Origin of the sequence: Micromonospora sp. NPDC049004, from assembly GCF_040649315.1 — a bacterium.
Lineage (GTDB): Bacteria > Actinomycetota > Actinomycetes > Mycobacteriales > Micromonosporaceae > Micromonospora.
In genome coordinates this window covers 118,175-135,741 of sequence record NZ_JBEZFG010000012.1, presented here as the reverse complement: position 1 = coordinate 135,741, position 17,567 = coordinate 118,175, and the positions used below count along the sequence as shown (strand labels likewise).

Annotated in this window: 14 protein-coding genes and 1 pseudogene; 8 read left to right on the top strand and 7 right to left on the bottom strand. The window is 71.9% G+C overall.

Going from position 1 to position 17,567, the window contains the following annotated elements:
• Window positions 1–245: 245 nt before the first annotated feature.
• Window positions 246–530: a hypothetical protein gene (locus tag AB0B97_RS29540; RefSeq protein WP_234583378.1), complete on the top strand. Its 285-nt coding sequence runs from the start codon at window positions 246–248 to the stop codon at window positions 528–530.
• 37 nt (window positions 531–567) lie between these two features.
• Here the strand turns inward: AB0B97_RS29540 and AB0B97_RS29535 are convergent, their stop codons facing one another.
• Window positions 568–990, bottom strand: a complete 423-nt coding sequence (locus tag AB0B97_RS29535) for a MarR family transcriptional regulator (protein WP_234583379.1) — start codon at window positions 988–990, stop codon at window positions 568–570.
• Window positions 991–1,166: 176 nt separating this feature from the next.
• Here AB0B97_RS29535 and eno point away from each other — a divergent pair, with 176 nt between their 5' ends.
• The gene (eno, locus tag AB0B97_RS29530) at window positions 1,167–2,474 is read left to right on the top strand and encodes a phosphopyruvate hydratase (RefSeq protein ID WP_357498257.1); all 1,308 of its coding nucleotides are present in this window, start codon (window positions 1,167–1,169) and stop codon (window positions 2,472–2,474) included.
• Between the two features lie 103 nt (window positions 2,475–2,577).
• On the opposite strand, the gene AB0B97_RS29525 is transcribed toward eno, so the two are convergent.
• From AB0B97_RS29525 to AB0B97_RS29505, 5 genes and pseudogenes are all read right to left on the bottom strand, one after another.
• Complete coding sequence (locus AB0B97_RS29525) at window positions 2,578–3,987, bottom strand: class II fumarate hydratase (protein ID WP_234583381.1); 1,410 nt, start codon at window positions 3,985–3,987, stop codon at window positions 2,578–2,580.
• A 35-nt stretch (window positions 3,988–4,022) separates the two neighbouring features.
• Window positions 4,023–7,009, bottom strand: a pseudogene (locus AB0B97_RS29520) (BTAD domain-containing putative transcriptional regulator).
• 258 nt (window positions 7,010–7,267) lie between these two features.
• On the bottom strand, window positions 7,268–8,935 hold the full coding sequence (locus AB0B97_RS29515) for a fumarate hydratase (RefSeq protein WP_234583383.1): 1,668 nt from the start codon (window positions 8,933–8,935) through the stop codon (window positions 7,268–7,270).
• A gap of 114 nt (window positions 8,936–9,049) precedes the next feature.
• On the bottom strand, window positions 9,050–10,474 hold the full coding sequence (locus tag AB0B97_RS29510) for a PQQ-binding-like beta-propeller repeat protein (protein ID WP_357498268.1): 1,425 nt from the start codon (window positions 10,472–10,474) through the stop codon (window positions 9,050–9,052).
• A gap of 135 nt (window positions 10,475–10,609) precedes the next feature.
• A complete protein-coding gene (locus AB0B97_RS29505) occupies window positions 10,610–11,116 on the bottom strand; it encodes an Lrp/AsnC family transcriptional regulator (protein ID WP_234583384.1) in 507 nt (168 codons plus the stop codon).
• Window positions 11,117–11,246: 130 nt separating this feature from the next.
• On the opposite strand from AB0B97_RS29505, the gene hppD reads away from it, so the two are divergent.
• From hppD to AB0B97_RS29475, 6 genes are all read left to right on the top strand, one after another.
• Complete coding sequence (gene hppD / locus AB0B97_RS29500) at window positions 11,247–12,452, top strand: 4-hydroxyphenylpyruvate dioxygenase (RefSeq protein WP_234583385.1); 1,206 nt, start codon at window positions 11,247–11,249, stop codon at window positions 12,450–12,452.
• An 11-nt stretch (window positions 12,453–12,463) separates the two neighbouring features.
• The gene (locus AB0B97_RS29495; RefSeq protein ID WP_357498253.1) at window positions 12,464–13,198 is read left to right on the top strand and encodes an RDD family protein; all 735 of its coding nucleotides are present in this window, start codon (window positions 12,464–12,466) and stop codon (window positions 13,196–13,198) included.
• Window positions 13,199–13,235: 37 nt separating this feature from the next.
• Window positions 13,236–14,270, top strand: coding sequence for an RDD family protein (locus tag AB0B97_RS29490; RefSeq protein WP_357498251.1), 1,035 nt, complete (start codon window positions 13,236–13,238; stop codon window positions 14,268–14,270).
• On the top strand, window positions 14,267–15,370 hold the full coding sequence (hisC, locus tag AB0B97_RS29485) for a histidinol-phosphate transaminase (protein WP_357498249.1): 1,104 nt from the start codon (window positions 14,267–14,269) through the stop codon (window positions 15,368–15,370). The genes AB0B97_RS29490 and hisC overlap by 4 nt, the downstream gene beginning before the upstream one ends.
• 134 nt (window positions 15,371–15,504) lie before the next feature.
• Window positions 15,505–16,059, top strand: coding sequence for a hypothetical protein (locus AB0B97_RS29480; RefSeq protein ID WP_234583389.1), 555 nt, complete (start codon window positions 15,505–15,507; stop codon window positions 16,057–16,059).
• Window positions 16,060–16,186: 127 nt separating this feature from the next.
• On the top strand, window positions 16,187–17,110 hold the full coding sequence (locus AB0B97_RS29475; RefSeq protein ID WP_357498247.1) for a hypothetical protein: 924 nt from the start codon (window positions 16,187–16,189) through the stop codon (window positions 17,108–17,110).
• Between the two features lie 16 nt (window positions 17,111–17,126).
• Here the strand turns inward: AB0B97_RS29475 and AB0B97_RS29470 are convergent, their stop codons facing one another.
• On the bottom strand, window positions 17,127–17,498 hold the full coding sequence (locus tag AB0B97_RS29470) for an LPXTG cell wall anchor domain-containing protein (protein ID WP_357498245.1): 372 nt from the start codon (window positions 17,496–17,498) through the stop codon (window positions 17,127–17,129).
• Window positions 17,499–17,567: the final 69 nt, after the last annotated feature.

Here is a 17,567-nt window from a genome sequence, read left to right as displayed (position 1 = left end):
CCGATCTGCTCCCGCTCCAGCGGACTCAACCTCGACGCCATAACCACCCCAACGACGATCACGAAAGGGTGTTGCAACCATCGGTTGAGCCCGCCCCACCAACGGAAACTGTCCAAGATCTCGGTGGTTGGGGCGGATGGCGGTCATCGCGCGGTCGACCACGAACTCGGCGACGTCGCCGAAAGCGAGACGGCCCACGGGGAGGTGACGTCAGAGACGATTCAGCTCGAAAGGACTCCCACGCCATGTCCCGGACCGCCCCGGACGACCGCGCGATCACGCCACGACCGCACCTGCCGCTGCGTCCACTGTGGCTCTGTCGGGTCTGCGCCGGGCCCTGGCCATGCGCGGTCGCCCGGCTCAGCCTCCGCCGCGAGTACGCCCACGACCGGATCGCGTTGAGCATCTACCTGTGCACCGTTCTGCACGACGCGGCGGCGGACCTGTACCGACTCAACCCGCACGACGGCCCGGACCCGGCAGCGCTCTACGTGCGCTTCCTCGGCTGGGCTGCGCTGCCCGAACCCTGACGCTCGTCGACGGCGGCCCGGCCGTCGAGGGGAGCGTCTAGCGCATGGCGAGCCGTTCCAGCAGGGCGGCGCTGCGGGCCAGCAACGCCCGCTCCTCGTCCGTGAGTTCGGCTTCGATGGCCTGGGCGAGCCAACCGGCTCTGCGGCTGCGCTCCGCCTCCAGTGCGGCCCGGCCGGCGTCCGACAGCTCGACCAGCGACTTGCGGCCGTCCGTGGGGTGCGCCCGTCGCGTGATCAGCTTCTGCTCCATGAGCAGCCCCACCGCCCGGGCCATCGACTGGGGGCGTACGCGCTGGTCGGCGGCGAGGTCGCTGGTGGTCATGGCGCCGTCGCGGTCGAGTGCGCCGAGCACGGCGATCTGACCGAGCGGGATGCGGTCCTCGTGCTTGACGCGCCGGGTGAGCTTGCCCATCGCGGTGCGCAGTTCGGCGGCGATGGCGGCGGCTTCCGAGGTGGGCACACGGCACTTTACCCCGTTCGTCAGCACTGCTGGGCACCTGACCTGCACAGCAATGCTGTTCAGCGGGGCTGTTCAGCATGACTGATCAGCATTGCTGTAGGGTTTGCCGCTGTCGGGCTCAGCGCCAGCGTTGTCGCAGCTGGGGTCACGGCAGGCGACAACGAAAAGGACCTCCCATGTCCGCACTGGAAGCCGGAACCATCACCACCACCATCGAGACCGTCACCGCCCGCCGCGTCATCGACAGCCGGGGCAACCCCACAGTCGAGGTCGACGTCACGGTGACGGACGGGTCTCTGGGCCGGGCCGCCGTCCCCTCCGGCGCCTCCACCGGCGCCCGGGAGGCCGTGGAGCTGCGCGACGCAGACCCGACGCGCTGGCACGGCAAGGGCGTCGACCGTGCGGTGGCCAACGTCAACGGGGAGATCGCGGCGGCCGTGCGCGGCCGGGACGCGGCAGACCAGGCGGGTCTGGACGCCGCGCTGATCGCCCTCGACGGCACCGCCACGAAGTCCCGGCTCGGCGCCAACGCGATCCTCGGCGTCTCCCTCGCCGTCGCCAAGGCCGCCGCGGCGGCCCACCGCCAGCCCCTCTACCGCTACCTCGGCGGCGCCGACGCGCACCTCCTGCCGCTGCCGATGATGAACATCGTCAACGGCGGCGCCCACGCCGACAACCCGCTCGACTTCCAGGAGTTCATGATCGTTCCCGTGGGCGCGGACTCCTTCGCCGAAGCCGTCCGCATGGGCAGCGAGGTCTTCCACACCCTGCGCCGCGATCTGCTGGCCGCCGGGCACTCCACGGGCGTGGGCGACGAGGGTGGCTTCGCGCCCGAGCTGCGTACCGCCGAGGAGGCGCTCGACTTCGTGCTGACCGCCGTCGAGGGCGCCGGCTACCGCCCCGGAACGGACATCGGCCTCGTCATGGACCCGGCGTCATCCGAGTTCTTCCGCGACGGCGTGTACGACTACGCGGGCGAGGGAGTACGCCGCACCTCCGCCGAGCACGCCGACTACCTGGCCCGGCTGATCGACGCCTATCCGATCGTCTCCATCGAGGACCCGATGGCCGAGGACGACCTGGACGGCTGGCGCGAGCTGACCGCCCGCGTCGGCGACCGCTGCCAGCTCACCGGCGACGACGTGTTCTGCACCAACGAGACGCTGCTGAGCGAGGGCATCCGCACCGGCGTCGGCAACTCGGTCCTGGTCAAGGTCAATCAGGTCGGCACCCTGACCGAGGCGCTGGCCACGGTGACGACGGCCCAGCGGGCGGGCTGGACCGTCGTCATGTCGCACCGCTCCGGCGAGACGGAGGACACCACCATCGCGGATCTGGCGGTCGCCACCGGCTGCGGTCAGCTCAAGACCGGCTCGCTCTCCCGCTCCGACCGGACGGCGAAGTACAACCAGCTGATCCGGATCGAAGAGGAGCTGGGCGACTCGGCGCGCTTCGCGGGCCGCGCCGCACTGCTCCGGGCGTGAGCAGCGCGCCGCACTGCGCCGGGCGTGAAGGATCGCGCCGCACTGCGCCGGGCGTGAAGGATCGCGCCGCGCTTCGCCGGGCGTGAGCAGAGGGCGGCGCTGGTCAGGGGTGGGTCATCCGGAGCAGGTCGAGCACCTCGTCGAGCTGGGTCTCGGTGAGCTTGCCCGAGTCGACGTGACCTCGGGCGATCACGACCTCCCGGATGGACGCCTGCTTGGCCAGCGCCTCCTTGGCGATCGAGGCGGCCTCGTCGTACCCGAGGTAGCGGTTCAGCGGGGTGACGATCGACGGCGACCCCTCGGCGTACGCCAGGCAGACCTCGGCGTCCGCGACCAGGCCGGCCACCAGGCGGTCGGCGAACAGCCGACTCGCCGCGGCCAGCAGCCGGATCGACTCCAGCAGGTTGCGGCCCATCACCGGCAGCATGACGTTCAGCTCGAAGTCGCCCTGTGACCCGGCGAAACCGACAGTCGCGTCGTTGCCGATCACCTGGGCGCAGACCTGCCGCATCGCCTCGGCCACCACCGGGTTGACCTTGCCCGGCATGATCGACGAGCCGGGCTGGAGGTCGGGGATGCGCAGCTCGCGCAGGCCGGCCCGGGGGCCCGAGCCCATCCAGCGAATGTCGTTCGCGACCTTGTAGAGGCCCACGGCGATGGTCCGCAACTGCCCCGAGGTCTCCACCAGCGCGTCGCGGGCGCCCTGCGCCTCGAAGTGGTTGCGGGCCTCGGACAGCGGCAGCCCGGTCGACTCACGCAGCTTGCCGATCACGGCGGCGGCGAAGCCGAGTGGCGTGTTGATCCCGGTGCCCACGGCCGTGCCGCCCAACGGCAGCTCGGCCAGCCGGGGCAGCGACCCCTCCAACCGCTCGATGCCGTAGCGGACCTGGGCGGCGTACCCGCCGAACTCCTGCCCGAGGGTGACCGGGGTGGCGTCCATCAGGTGCGTACGCCCCGCCTTCACCACCGTCTCGAACTCGGCCGCCTTGCCCTCCAGCGCCTCGGCGAGATGGGTCAGCGACGGCAGCAGATCCTCCGCGATGAACTGGGTGGCCGCCAGGTGGATCGAGGACGGGAACACGTCGTTGCTGGACTGGGAGGCGTTGACGTGGTCGTTCGGGTGCACGGCCGAGCCCAGTTCACGGCTCGCCAGGGTGGCGATCACCTCGTTGGCGTTCATGTTGGACGACGTTCCGGAACCGGTCTGGAACACGTCGACCGGGAACTGGTCGTCGTACCCGCCGTCGGCGACGTGCGCGGCGGCGGCGGCGATCGCGGCGGCCACGTTGGCGTCGATCACGCCCAACTCGCCGTTGACCTCGGCCGCGGCACCCTTGATCTGGGCCAGGGCCTTGATCTGGGCCGGTTCGATGCCCCGCCCGGAGATCGGGAAGTTCTGCACCGCGCGCTGGGTCTGCGCCCGCCACAGCGCCTCGGCGGGCACCTCCACCTCGCCCATCGAGTCACGTTCGATCCGGTAACCGGTCGTCTCTGGAGTCGTCACGCGTACCATCCTGCCGCGCCCGTGGCCGACCCGCAGATGATCCGTCAGCCCAACTCGGCGAGCAGCCGTTCCACCTCGTGCCGGTCTGGCACGTCGATCTGCCGGTACAGGGACAGTGCTCGGGTCAGGTGCGCACGGGCCGCCGCCGGGTCGGTGTCGCGTACGCACCGGGCGATGCCCTGAAGCGCCCGGGCCTGCTCGTAGCGGGCGCCCAGCCGGCCGGCGTCGACGAGTACCCGGCGGTGCAGGTCGAGCGCGCTGGCGGCATCTCCCTGCGCCAGCATGGCCACGGCCAGCAGGTTGCGCGAGGCGCACTGGCCGATCCGGTCGCCGGCCTCCATCATCGCCACCAACGCGTCCCGGTGCAGGGCCGCGGCGCGTTCCGGCTCTCCGGCGTTGCGCTCCATCACGCCCAGCTCGTTGAGCACCTCACCCTGGCCGAACCGATTCCGCACCCTGCGCCGGAAATGCAGCGCGAGTCGAAGAATCCGACGAGCCGGACCGACGTCACCCATCCGATGACGGACGATGCCGAGGTGCCCGAGCGCGTGTGCGATCTGCGGCAGGTCCAGGTCCACCGTCTGACGGGCCAGGACGAGGTGCTGCCGGACCAGGGGCAGCGCCTCGTCGTACCGACCCCAGGCGATGAGTCCCAGGCACAGGTTGTTCAGCAGGTTCGCCAGTTCGTTCGCGTCGCCCCGGCCGGCGATGAGTTCGAGAGCCTCCTCGAACTTCGCCTTGCCTGCCGGAAGTCGCCGTTCGCGGAATACGACACGGCCAGGTTCCACAGCGTGGTGAGCACTTCGCCGCGCAGCCCGAGCCGGCGACGCAGTTCGAGTGCCACGTCCATCGCTCTGATCGCCTCGGGGAAGCGGGCAAGCCGGAAGTACGCCGACGCAAGGTAGTTCAACATCGTGGCCACCGCCGCCTCGTCGCCCAGTTCCTCGGCGGCTCGTAGGCCAGTCGTGTGGGTCTCGATCAGCTCGTCGAGGTGCCCGCCGTCGAAGTTGAGTCGCCAACAGGCTCGGGCCAGCTGCCAGCACCGAACTCCGAAGCCCTCCTCGGCAGCCAGGCGTACCAGCGCGGTGAGCGCGGCGTGGTTCTCCTCGAACCACGCCGGCCCCTGCGCCACCGGGGCGTCGATCAGATCGGGTCGACCGGGCGTGTGCGCGGGGATGGTGCGGCGGCTGCCCGCCGCCTCGATGGTCCGGGCGATCGCCAGGGTGACAGCCAGGTGGTGGTCGAGCAGCCGCGCCAGGGCGGCCCGACGCTCGGCCTGCCACTCCGGCTCGCCGAGCAGCAGGCGGGCGTACTCGCGGAGCAGGTCGTGCAGGCGGTAGCGGTCCGGCTGCACCTCCTCGACCAGATGGGCGTCGACCAGCTCGTCCAGCAGGTCTTGCGCGTCCGTCAGGGGCAGCTCGGCGAGGGCTGCGGCCACCCGACCGTCCAGCCACCCGCCGGGGTGGAGACCGAGCAGCGGGAACAGCCGCTGCGCCGCGGGAGTGATCTGCTCGTACGACAACGCGAACGCCCGCCCCACCGACCGCTGCCCCGCGGTCAGTTCGGGCAGCGCTCCCGCTCCGGCGAGCATCCGTTCGGCAAGGTCGGCGACGCGCCAGCGGGGCCGGTGCGCCAGGCGGGCGCCGGCCAGCCGGATCGCGAGCGGCAGGTGGCCGCAGCGCCGCACCACCTCGGCTGCCGCCTCCGGTTCGGCGGCGACCCGCTCCGCGCCGACCACCCGCCCGAGCAGTTCCACGGCCTCGTCGGCGTCGAGCACCGCCAGCGACGACGGGCGACCCTCGTCGAGCCCGACCAGTCGACGACGGCTGGTGATCAGCACCTGGCAGTGCGGACCGTTGGGTAGCAACGGCGCGACCTGGTCGGCGGCGAACGCGTTGTCCAGCACCACCAGGGCACGCAGGCCGGCCAGCTCCGTACGCCACAGCGCCAGTCGGTCGTCGGTGTCCTCCGGTATCCACCTGGTCGGCACGCCGAGCTGACGCAGCAGGGCGGCTGCGGCCGTCGCCGGTGTCAACGGGTCACGCTCACTGTGCCCGTGCAGGTCGATGAAGAGCTGAGCGTCCGGGTACCGCTCGGCCAGGGCGCTGGCGACGTGCACGGCGAGCGTCGTCTTGCCGCTGCCGGCCATGCCGTCGATCACCTGGATCCGGGTACCGTCCTCCTCGATCTCCTTGACCAGGCGGGCCACCGTCTCCCGCCGGCCGATGAAGTCGCCGATCGCCCGGGGCAGCGACCGTACCGGCCCCGTCGACCGGCCGTCCCGACCGGCCAGAGCCAGATCACCGGCGAGTACGCGTTGGTGCAGCTCCTGCAGATCGGCGCCCGGTTCGAGGCCCAGCTCGTCGGCGTAGAACTGCCGGCCCTCCCGGTAGACCGCGAGCGCGTCGGCCTGCCGACCGACCGAGGAGAGCGCGAGCATCAACTGACCCCGCAGCCGGTCCCGCAGCGGATGTTGATCGACGCTCTCGGTCAACTCCTCGATCAACTCGGCGGCCCGCCCGAGGCGCAGCTCGACGTCGACGCACTCCTCCAGCACGGTGAGCCGCTGTTCGTCGAGCGCCTGCGCCCGGCGACGGACGCTGCGGCTGGTGATGCCGCTGCAGGCCGGCCCCCGCCACCGGGCCAGGGCGGCCCGGAAGTGCGTACGGGCTTCGACCAGACGACCGGCCGCGACGGCGGCACGGGCCGCCTCGACACCCCGGGTGAACAGGTGCGCGTCCAGGTCGGCGGGGTCGGTACGCACGCCGTACCCGGCCGGGTCGGTGACTATGGTTTCCGGGGCCAGCCCCAGCTCGCTGAACCGGCGACGCAACCGCGACACGCAGGTCTGCAACTGGGCACGGGCGGTGGCCGGAGGATGCTCCTCCCAGACCGCGTCGACCAGTTCCTCGACCGGCACGAGCCGACCGGCGCGGAGCAGCAGCATCGCGAGCACGACCCGGTCCCGGCCGGCGGTAACTGTGGACTCGCCACCGCCGACGCGCAGAGGCCCCAGGATCCCGAACCGCATCTGCTCCCCCGTGTCGACGACACACCAGCCAGCAGCGTAGTCCGGGGATCACAGCCCGACATCGCCCGGTGATAGTGATCTGAGAGCGAATCGAGCGTGGCGCATCGCAGACTTGTCCAGGTTGCCGGTGACGACATCCGACGGGGGCGGTGCGCCCCTCCCACCCCCCAGCGGGCGGGCGTACCGATGTCGGTGGAGGTGCTACCGACGCAAGAGGCGCCAGGTGCGAGCCTGGCGCCTCTTCGCGTGACGGAACGGTCAGCGGCGGCCGACGGTGAGCACCGGCTTGGTGACCTCGGCGAAGAAGTCGTTGCCCTTGTCGTCGACCACGATGAAGGCGGGGAAGTCCTCGACCTCGATCTTCCAGACCGCCTCCATGCCCAGCTCCGGGTATTCGAGGACCTCGACGTGCTTGATGCAGTCCTGGGCGAGGCGGGCGGCGGGGCCGCCGATGGAGCCGAGGTAGAACCCGCCGTGCTGCTGGCAGGAGCGGGTCACCTGACCGGACCGGTTGCCCTTGGCCAGCATCACCTGCGAACCACCGGCGGCCTGGAACTTCTCCACGTACGCGTCCATCCGCCCGGCAGTGGTCGGGCCGAACGAGCCGGACGCGTACCCCTCGGGGGTCTTCGCCGGGCCGGCGTAGTAGACCGCGTGGTCGCGCAGGTACTGCGGCATCGGCTCGCCGGCGTCCAGCCGCTCGGCGATCTTGGCGTGGGCGATGTCGCGGGCCACCACCAGCGGGCCGGACAGCGACAGTCGGGTCTTCACCGGGTACTTGGACAGCTCGGCGCGGATCTCGTCCATCGGCCGGTTCAGGTCCACCCGGACGACCATCTCGGAGTCGAGGGTGTCGTCGGTGACGTCGGGCAGGAACCGGGCCGGGTCGGTCTCCAGTCGCTCCAGCCAGACGCCCGACGGGGTGATCTTGGCGACGGCCTGCCGGTCGGCCGAGCAGGAGACGGCGATCGCCACCGGGCACGAGGCGCCGTGCCGGGGCAGCCGGACCACCCGCACGTCGTGGCAGAAGTACCGGCCGCCGAACTGCGCGCCGATGCCGAAGTTGCGGGTCAGCTCCAGCACCTCCGCCTCCAGCTCCAGGTCCCGGAAGCCGTGGGCGCTCATCGAACCCTGCGTCGGCAGCGCGTCCAGATACTTGGCGGAGGCGTACTTCGCGGTCTTCAGCGCGTATTCGGCGGAGGTGCCGCCGATGACGATGGCCAGGTGGTACGGCGGGCAGGCGGCAGTGCCGATCAGCCGCAGCTTCTCCTCCAGGAACTGCATCATCCGCGTCGGGTTGAGCAGCGCCTTGGTCTCCTGGTACAGGTACGACTTGTTGGCCGAGCCGCCGCCCTTGGCCATGAACAGGAACTTGTACGCGTCGGGGTGCCCGTCCGGGTCCTCGGCGTACAACTCCACCTGGGCCGGCAGGTTGCTGCCGGTGTTCCGCTCGTCCCACATGGTCAGCGGGGCGAGCTGGGAGTAGCGCAGGTTGAGCTTCGTGTACGCCTGGTAGACGCCGCGCGAGATGGCTTCGGCGTCGGCCCCGTCGGTCAGCACGTGCCGGCCACGCTTGCCCATCACGATCGCGGTGCCGGTGTCCTGGCACATCGGCAGCACCCCGCCGGCGGCGATGTTGGCGTTGCGCAGCAGGTCCAACGCGACGAACCGGTCGTTCGGCGACGCGGCCGGGTCGTCGATGATCGCCCGGAGCTGGGCCAGGTGCGCCGGGCGCAGGAAGTGCGCGATGTCGTGCATCGCCTCGGCGGTCAGCGCGGTGAGCGCGGCCGGCTCCACGGTGAGGAAACGACGGCCCCCCGGGCCGTGTACGACGTCCACGCCCTCGTCGGTGACCAGGCGATAGTCCGTCTGGTCGGGACCGGTCGGCAGCAGAGGGGCGTACGAGAATGCGGCGGCACTGCTCATGAGCGGCAAGCCTAGGGCAGACCGGTCGATCATTCCCACCCGCCGGGCTGGGTCTGGGACGCCGCTCTCATCCCCCGGGCCCCGGCGCGCTGGGCGCACCGGTGTCGTGCCCGCTCAGCCGTCCTTGCCGCTGCCGGGATCGGGGCACAGTTCACGCTTGGGCCCGCAGTTGTCGTCGCCGTCGTTGCCGTCGTTGCCCCGGCCGGGGCCGGTGCCGCCGGGGCCGGGGTTGCCACCGTCGCCGGGAGGCGGGACGGGGGCGCTTCCAGTGGCGCCGAAGCGGACGTACCCGATCTCCCGCCCCTCACCGATGATCATTCCCTGCGATCCGACGGCGAGAGCGTTCGCGGAGGTCCGCAGGACCGCCAGTTCCCGGCCGCTGCGCGGGTCGAGGGCGACCAACCTCGACGGCTTCTCGTCGGTGAGCACCGCCGCGTACGGGGTGAGTGCCGCGCCGGACTTGGCACCTGCCGGACGGGTCCACCGCACCCGGTCGGCGCCGAGGTCACGCGACACCACCGAGCGCTTGTCCGCGGAGCGGAACACCGCGTAGCGGTCGTCGACCGCGACGAGCTTGGTGCTCGCCTCACCGACCCAGAGAAGCCGCCCGTCGTACCCGTCGATGACCGCCTCGCGGCCGTCCGGGCCCACGCCGATCAGCACGTTGCGCGCCCCCTGCGGGTCCTCGCGCTGGACGCAGCCGGCGGTGTCGGCGGTGCGCAGGTTGACCCCGGCCCGCTGCCACGCCTCCTGCCCCGTCGCCGGGTCCCGCGCCGAGATGGTGAAGTAGCAGGTGCCGTCCTGGGAGCGGGCGGCGATCCGCAACATCCGGCCGCCCACCACGGAGAGCCGCTCGTCCCGGCCCGGCTCGACGTTCTGCAGCACCCGGCCGGTGGCGGTGTCCACGACGTGCACCCGGCCGTCGACCGGGAAGCCGAGCAGCGGAGGCACCGGCTCCGGCCCGGCCACCCCGTCGTCGATGCGGGTGGCGCCGAGCCGGCGGGTGCCGCGCAGGCCCGGGTTGTCGGCGAGCAGGCCGCTGTGCACGCCGGGCAGGAAGGCAGTCCACAGTGGGGCGGTGCCCCGCGGGTCCCACGCGCTCAGGGTGCAGTCGGTGGCGTCCGTGCAGCGGGCGTCCAGCAGCAGGTTGCGGTACGTCCACACGGCCACCGCGTCGTCGTCGCGTCGCCGGGTCGCCCCGGTGGTCGGGTCGAGCAGCTCGTACCCCTTGACCAGGAGCTTGCCCACGGCGACGACCGGGTCGGAGTCGCCGCCCGCGACCGCCGACCAGTCCGCCTTGCGTTCCCAGAGCTGGGCGCCGGTGGCCAGGCTGCGGGCTTCCACCCGGGTGCGCTGCTCGACCACGACGGCGTCCCCGGCGATGGTCACGCTGCGCGGGGTGCCGCCGACCCGCTGCTGCCAGACCACGTCCGGCTCGGAGATGGGTTCGCTGCGGTCCACCCACTCCCACAGGCCGGGGAACGGGTTCCACACGCCGGTGGCGGCGAGCGCGACGACCACGGCGAGGCCGACCAGCAGCCCGCCGCGCACGCTCCCCTTCGCCACCCGCACACCGTAGCCACGATCACGGATCTTCCGTACGCCCGCGCCGCCGTGTCGCCGCGCTTTCTGGGGCCGAAGGTGTTAACGGGGGGCCTTGCACTGCCGGAGGCGTCAGGAAGGAGCCCTTCCTTCGGCCCGGACGGCGCTGCGCACCAGCGGCAGCGTGCGGTACGGGATCTGCTCGGCCAGCGCGATGATCGTCGACGCGCGGGTGATGCCGGCCGACGAGACGATCTGGTCGATGACCCGTTGCAGGTCGGTGTTGGAGCGGGCCACGATCCGGCAGAGCAGGTCGCTGGAGCCGGTGATGGTGTGCGCCTCCAGCACCTCGGGGATCGCCGCGAGGTGGGCGGTGACCGGGTCGTGCCCCTGCCGTTGACTGATCTCCAGCGTGACGAAGCTGGTCACCCCGAATCCGATCGCGGCAGGCGAGATCTCCGGGCCGAAGCCACCGATGACACCCCTGTCGACAAGCTTGTCCAGCCGGGCCTGCACGGTGCCCCGGGCCACGCCGAGCCGCCGGGAGCACTCCAGGACCCCGATCCGCGGCTCCTCGGCGAGCAGTTCGACCAATCGCACGTCGAGGACGTCGAGCTGCACAGCTTGCTCACCCTTCACGGGTTCAGACCATACCGAATGCACAACCTGACCAGCATTTACACCGACAGTTGCCCACTCGATGCCCGCACCGCGATCCTTCGGTCAAGAACCGGCCCACGAGGCCGGCCGGTACGCGAGGGAGGCCACCATGACCCAGGCGATCGACCGACCCCAGTCGACCGAGGACGTCGACGTCGACCGGCTCGTCGGCGCTGTCGACCACGACATCAGCCACGACCCGTTCCCCGTCCGTGGGCTCGACCACGTGCACTTCCTGGTCGGCAACGCCAAGCAGGCCGCGCACTACTACTCCACCGCCTTCGGCATGACCTGCGTGGCGTACCGGGGCCCGGAGCAGGGCTACCGCGACCACGCCCAGTACGTGCTGACCAGCGGCTCGGCCCGGTTCGTGCTGACCGGCGCGGTGCGCCCGGACGCCGACGGCGCCGAGCACGTGGCGAAGCACAGCGACGGGATCAGCGACATCGCGCTGGAGGTGCCGGACGTCGACGCCGCGTACGCGCACGCCGTCGCCCAGGGCGCCACCGGCGTCGTCGAGCCCCATGAGGTGAGCGACGAGAACGGCACCGTCCGGATGGCCGCCATCGCCGCGTACGGCGACACCCGGCACACCCTTGTCGACCGGTCCCGCTACCGCGGCCCGTTCCTGCCCGGCTTCGTGGCCCGCGGCCCGATCGTCGACCGGCAGCCGATGATCGACGCCGGCATTCAGCCGAAGCGGTTCTTCCAGGCCGTCGACCACGTGGTCGGCAACGTGGAGCTGGGCCGGATGGACGAGTGGGTCGAGTTCTACAAGCGGGTGATGGGCTTCTCCAACATGGCGGAGTTCATCGGCGACGACATCGCCACCGACTACTCGGCGCTGATGAGCAAGGTCGTCGCGAACGGCACCCGCAAGGTGAAGTTCCCGCTCAACGAGCCGGCCATCGCCCGCAAGAAGTCGCAGATCGACGAGTACCTGGAGTTCTACCAGGGCCCCGGCGCCCAGCACATCGCCGTCGCCACCAACGACATCGTGGCCAGCGTCGACGCGATGCGCGCCGCCGGCGTGGAGTTCCTGGACACCCCGGACTCGTACTACGAGGACCCGGAGCTGCGGGCCCGCATCGGCAACGTGCGGGTGCCGATCGAGGAGCTGAAGGCCCGCAAGATCCTGGTCGACCGGGACGAGGACGGCTACCTGCTGCAGATCTTCACCAAGCCGGTGCAGGACCGCCCGACCGTCTTCTTCGAGCTGATCGAGCGGCACGGCTCGCTGGGCTTCGGCAAGGGCAACTTCAAGGCCCTCTTCCAGGCCATCGAGCGGGAGCAGGAAGCCCGCGGCAACCTGTAACACTGTCGAGCGTGACGCAGCCTCCGCCGTACCCGACGCCGCCGGTCGGTGGGCCCCCGCCCGCCGCCGGCGGCGTCGCGCCGCCGCCCGGACAGATCCCCCAGGGGTACGCCGTGCCGCCGCACCACGCCCCACCCGGGTACGCAATCCCACCGCAGTACGCGCCGCCCGGCTACGGCCCACCGCCGTGGTATCCCGGCCCACCCCGGCCGGTGGCCCCGCCGCCGACGCTGAGCCCCGGTGGGCAGCCGCTCGCCAGCTTCACCGACCGGCTGCTGGCCACCCTGATCGACTACGCGGTCTTCATGGTGATCGGCATGGTGTTCACCGTGCCCGCGATGATCTACTTCTTCGTCGTCATCGCGCCCGACGTGTTCCAGGTCAAGGCGGACGGCACGATGGTGGAGCCGGACTTCTACCACGACTTCCTGCTGCCCCTGCTGTGGCTGGAACTCGCGATCTTCGCCGCTTCGCTCGTGCTCTCGTACGTGTACTACGTCGAGATGATGTTCCGGACCGGCCAGACCCTCGGCAAGAAGACCATGAAGTTGCGGGTCGTGCCGCTCGATCCGACCCGCACCCTCGACCGCTGGACCGCCGCCAAGCGGTTCCTGGTGCAGCAACTCGCCGGCCTGGTGCCCGGGGGCAGCTACCTCGACGGGTTCTGGCAGCTCTGGGACAAGCCCTGGCAGCAGTGCCTCCACGACAAGGCCGCCGAAACGATCGTCGTTAAGGTTGCCTCGTGAGCGAGCGAACCAGCAGGTACAGCAGCGGAGCGTCGGCGTGAGCGTGCAACCCGGCTGGTATGTCGACCCCGCCGACACCGAGACCCGGCGGTACTGGGACGGCGAGGGCTGGCTCGGCGCACCCATTCCCGTCGACGCCACCCCGCCGGACGGGCCGCCGCCGGCCGAGCCGCCGCCCGCACCGGTCACCCCTGCCGCTCCGGCCACCGACCAACCGGTGAGCACCGCGCCGGGCTGGCCTCCGCACTCCGGGCCGGCCTCGCAACCGGGGCACGGTCCGGTCGGCGCGGGTGGGGGCCCGCAGGCCGGCCCACCCGGCTGGACGCCGCAGGGCGTGCCGCCCGGCTGGGGACCGCAGGCCGGTCCTCCCGGCTGGACGCCGCAGGGCGGTCCCCCGGGCTGGACGCCGCAGGGCGTGCCGCCGGGCTGGACGCCGCAGGGCGTGCCGCCGGGCTGGCTCGGCCGACCGCCCGAGCCCCGGCCGCACGGGCTCAGGTTGGCCGGTTACGGCCGCCGGCTCGTCGCCCGGCTGATCGACTTCGGTCTCGTGTTCGCGCTGAACGTGCTGGTCAACGGCTGGTTCGTCTGGCGGTGGCTGGACGAGCTGATGCCGTACTGGCGGGAGGCGTTCCGGCGCGGCCTGGAGGGCAACACCTCCACCGAGGGGATGCCACCGATCAGCGAGCAGACCGGGCTCCTCCAGGTGGTGATCGTGGTGATCGCCACCGCGCTGTGGCTGGCGTACGAGGTGCCCGCCATGGCGGCCAACGGGCAGACCATCGGCAAGCGGCTGATGCGGATCAAGGCGGTCCCGATCGCCGCCGACCAGCCGTTGGGCTTCGGTCGGGCGCTGACCCGCTGGACGACACTGGGCCTGCCCACCCTGCTCTGGTACTGCGCCGGGCTCGGCCTGCTGCTGCAACTTGTCGACTCCCTGTCCCCGCTCTTCGACCACCCGCTGCGCCGGGCGCTGCACGACAAGCGCGCGCAGACGGTGGTCGTCGAGGTCCCCGACACCGCCGCTTCCCCCGCCCCAGACGACCACCCCCAGCCCTCGGGAGACACGCCATGACCGACTCCGGACGTCACGAGCCCGCGCTGCGACTGACCCGCGCCGACCTGGACGCGCTGCCCAACTACGTGCCGGGGCGCAGCCCTGCCGACCTCGCGCGCGAGCTGGGTCTGCCGGAGGCCATCAAGCTGGCCAGCAACGAGGTGCCGTACGGGCCGCTGCCCGGTGTGGTCGAGGCGGTCACCGAGGCGGTCATGGCCTCGCACCGTTACCCGGACATGGGCGTTGTCGCGCTGCGCGACGCGTTGGCGCAGCGCTACGGCGTGGACGCGGACCGGATCGCCACCGGCTGCGGGTCGGTGGCGCTCGCCGAGCACCTCGTCCGGGCCACCTGCCTGCCCGGCGACGAGGTCCTCTACTCGTGGCGGTCGTTCGAGGCGTACCCGATCATCGCGGCGACCAGCGGCGCGACGAGCGTGCGGGTGCCCAACGACGCCGGGCACGGGCACGACCTGGCGGCCATGGCGGCGGCGGTGACCGACCGGACCCGGATGATCCTGGTCTGCAACCCGAACAACCCCACCGGCACTGCCGTACGCCGGGACGAGCTGGACCGGTTCCTCGACGCGGTGCCGGACGACGTGCTGGTGGTCATCGACGAGGCGTACCGGGAGTTCGTCACCGACGCCGAGGTGCCGGACGGTCTCGACTACCTCGACCGGCCGAACGTGGCGGTGCTGCGCACCCTGTCCAAGGCGTGGGGCCTGGCCGGGCTCCGGATCGGCTGGCTGGTCGCCCAGCCGGCGGTGGCGGCGGCCATCCGCAAGGTGGTCACGCCGTTCTCGACGAGCACGGCCGCCCAGGCGGGCGCGCTCGCGGCGCTGACCCAGGCCGGCGAGATGGAGCGCCGCTGCGCGCTTGTCGTCGCCGAGCGGGACCGGGTCACCGAGGCGCTGCGCAAGTTCGTGCCGGACGTGCCGACCAGCCAGGCCAACTTCGTCTGGCTGCCGCTGGGCGAGAAGGCCGTGGCGTTCGGCAAGGCGTGCGAGGCGCGCGGGGTGATCGTCCGGCCGTTCGCCGGGGACGGCGTGCGGGTCACCATCGGCACTCCGGCCGAGAACGACGCGTTCCTGGCCGCCGCGGAGGCGGCGCTCACCTGAGCGGACGCGGTGTGACCAACCGATGACATAAGACTGTTTTGTCCAGTTTTGCGTGTTATTTGCCCTATCTTCCGAAGTAGCCGGCGTGGCGCGGACCCGCGCCGGCTCACTTCGAGAAAACGGGGTAACGAACAGTGCGTACTGCCAAGATCTGTCTCGCCGGAGCGGCCGCCGCCGCGATGGTCGGCTTCCTCGCCGCACCCGCCGTCGCGGCGCCCACCGACACCACGACGGTCACCTTCGAGGTCCTCGTCGGCACCCTCGACATCGACGCGCCGGCCACCGCCGACCTGGGCACCGGCGCACCCGGCGGCACCATCACCGGCCCGCTCGGCACGGTGACCGTTACCGATTCCCGAGGCGCCGCCGACGCGTCCTGGGTCGCCTCGGTGACGGCGACTGTCTTCCAGACCGGCGGTGGTTCTCCTCCCGAGACGGTCCTGCCGTCCGAGATCGACTACTGGTCCGGCCCGGCGACCGCCACCACTGGTGACGGCACCTTCACGCCCGGACAGGCCACCGCCGGCGACGCGGCGCCGCTGGACAGCGTCACTCCGCTCACCGCGTTCACCCACTCCGGCGGCACGGGCGGCAACACCGCCTCCTGGAACCCCACCCTGGTGGTCAACGTCCCGCTGGACAGCATCGCGGGCGTCTACACCGGCACGGTGACACATTCGGTGGCGTGACCGCCGGGGGCGGTCGACCATCGCGGTCGCGCTCGCCCTGTTCTGCCTCGCCGGTCCGGGTCTATCGACCCGGGCCGGTGCGGCCGAGCCGGCTGCGGGATCAGACGAGGGCAGCATCGGGATCCGGTTGCTGGAGGCCCCGACCGACCGCCGCGACGACCCGCGGGCGCTGCGCTACATCGTCGACCACCTACCGCCGGGCACCACGATCAAGCGGCAACTGCTGATCGTCAACCGGACCGGCGAGCCGCGCCACGTCGACGTGTACCCGGCAGCGGCGACCCTGGAGGGTTCGGCGTTCACCTTCGGTGAGGGCCGCGCGGCAAACGAGCTAACGTCCTGGACCACCATCGACCGCAGCGCCGTGGAGCTGGAACCGTGGGGCGAGGCCCGGGTGCGGGCCACCATCACCGTGCCACCGCCCGCCTCCCGGGGCGAGCGGTACGGGGTGCTCTGGGCGTCCACCACCTCGACACCCCGGGCGAGCGGCGAGGTCAAGCAGATCCACCGGGTCGGCGTCCGGATGTATCTCGACGTCGGTCCCGGTGGCGAACCGGCCTCCGACTTCGCGATCGGCGACCTGCGGCCGGCCCGTGGCCCCGAGGGCGTGCCGTCGCTGACCGTCCAGGTCACCAACACCGGCGGCCGTGCCGTCGACCTGACCGGCGCGATAACCCTGAGCGACGGACCGGCCGGCAGCCGGGCCGGCCCGTTCCCGGTCGGGGAGGGCGTCACCCTGCCCCCGGGTGGCACCGGACAGGTCGTCGCCCGGTTTCCCGCCGAGTTGCCGAACGGCCCCTGGAAAGCCGAGGTGCACCTGGAGAGCGGTCTGGTGAAGCGGAATCTGACCGCACAGATCCGGTTCCCCGACCCGGGTCAGGTTGGCCGCAAGGGCAGCGTCGTCTCCCGCATGCTGTCCCCCTGGACGCTGGGGGCGACAGTCGCGGCACTGCTGCTGGCCACCGGTCTCGCGCTGCTCCTGCGTCGGTCCCGCCGGTCCCGTCGCTCCCCCGCCGCCGCGCCCCACGAGCGGGTCCCGGCGGGACGCTGACATCCGCCGGGGAACGTCAGCTGGGTCGGCGGCGGCGTGCGGCAAGCCAACCGACGGCCAGCAGGGTCAGGCCCAGCGCGGCGAGGAGCAGGACCGACCCACCCGAGCCGGTGACCGGCAACTCTCCACCGTGGCTGGGCGTCGGAGGGTGCGGGTGCCGGGTCGGGGTCGGGGTCGGGGTCGGGGTCGGCGTGGTCGGGGTGGCGGTCGGCGTAGCCGGCACCACCTCGAAGGTGACACCCGTGTCGTCCGACGGCGCGACCCGCACGGCGGCGAACGCGCTGGCCGACGTCCCATCCGACACGAGCGCCGGCGGCACCGTGATCACGAGGCCCGCGGTCGCGGCAAGCACGCCGCCGACCCACCATCTGGCTGCCCTGCTGGCCATGCGCCGACCCCTCTCACCGGAAACCTGAACCGTGAGAAAAGTACCTTTTCTGGTCAGAGTGGGTGAAAG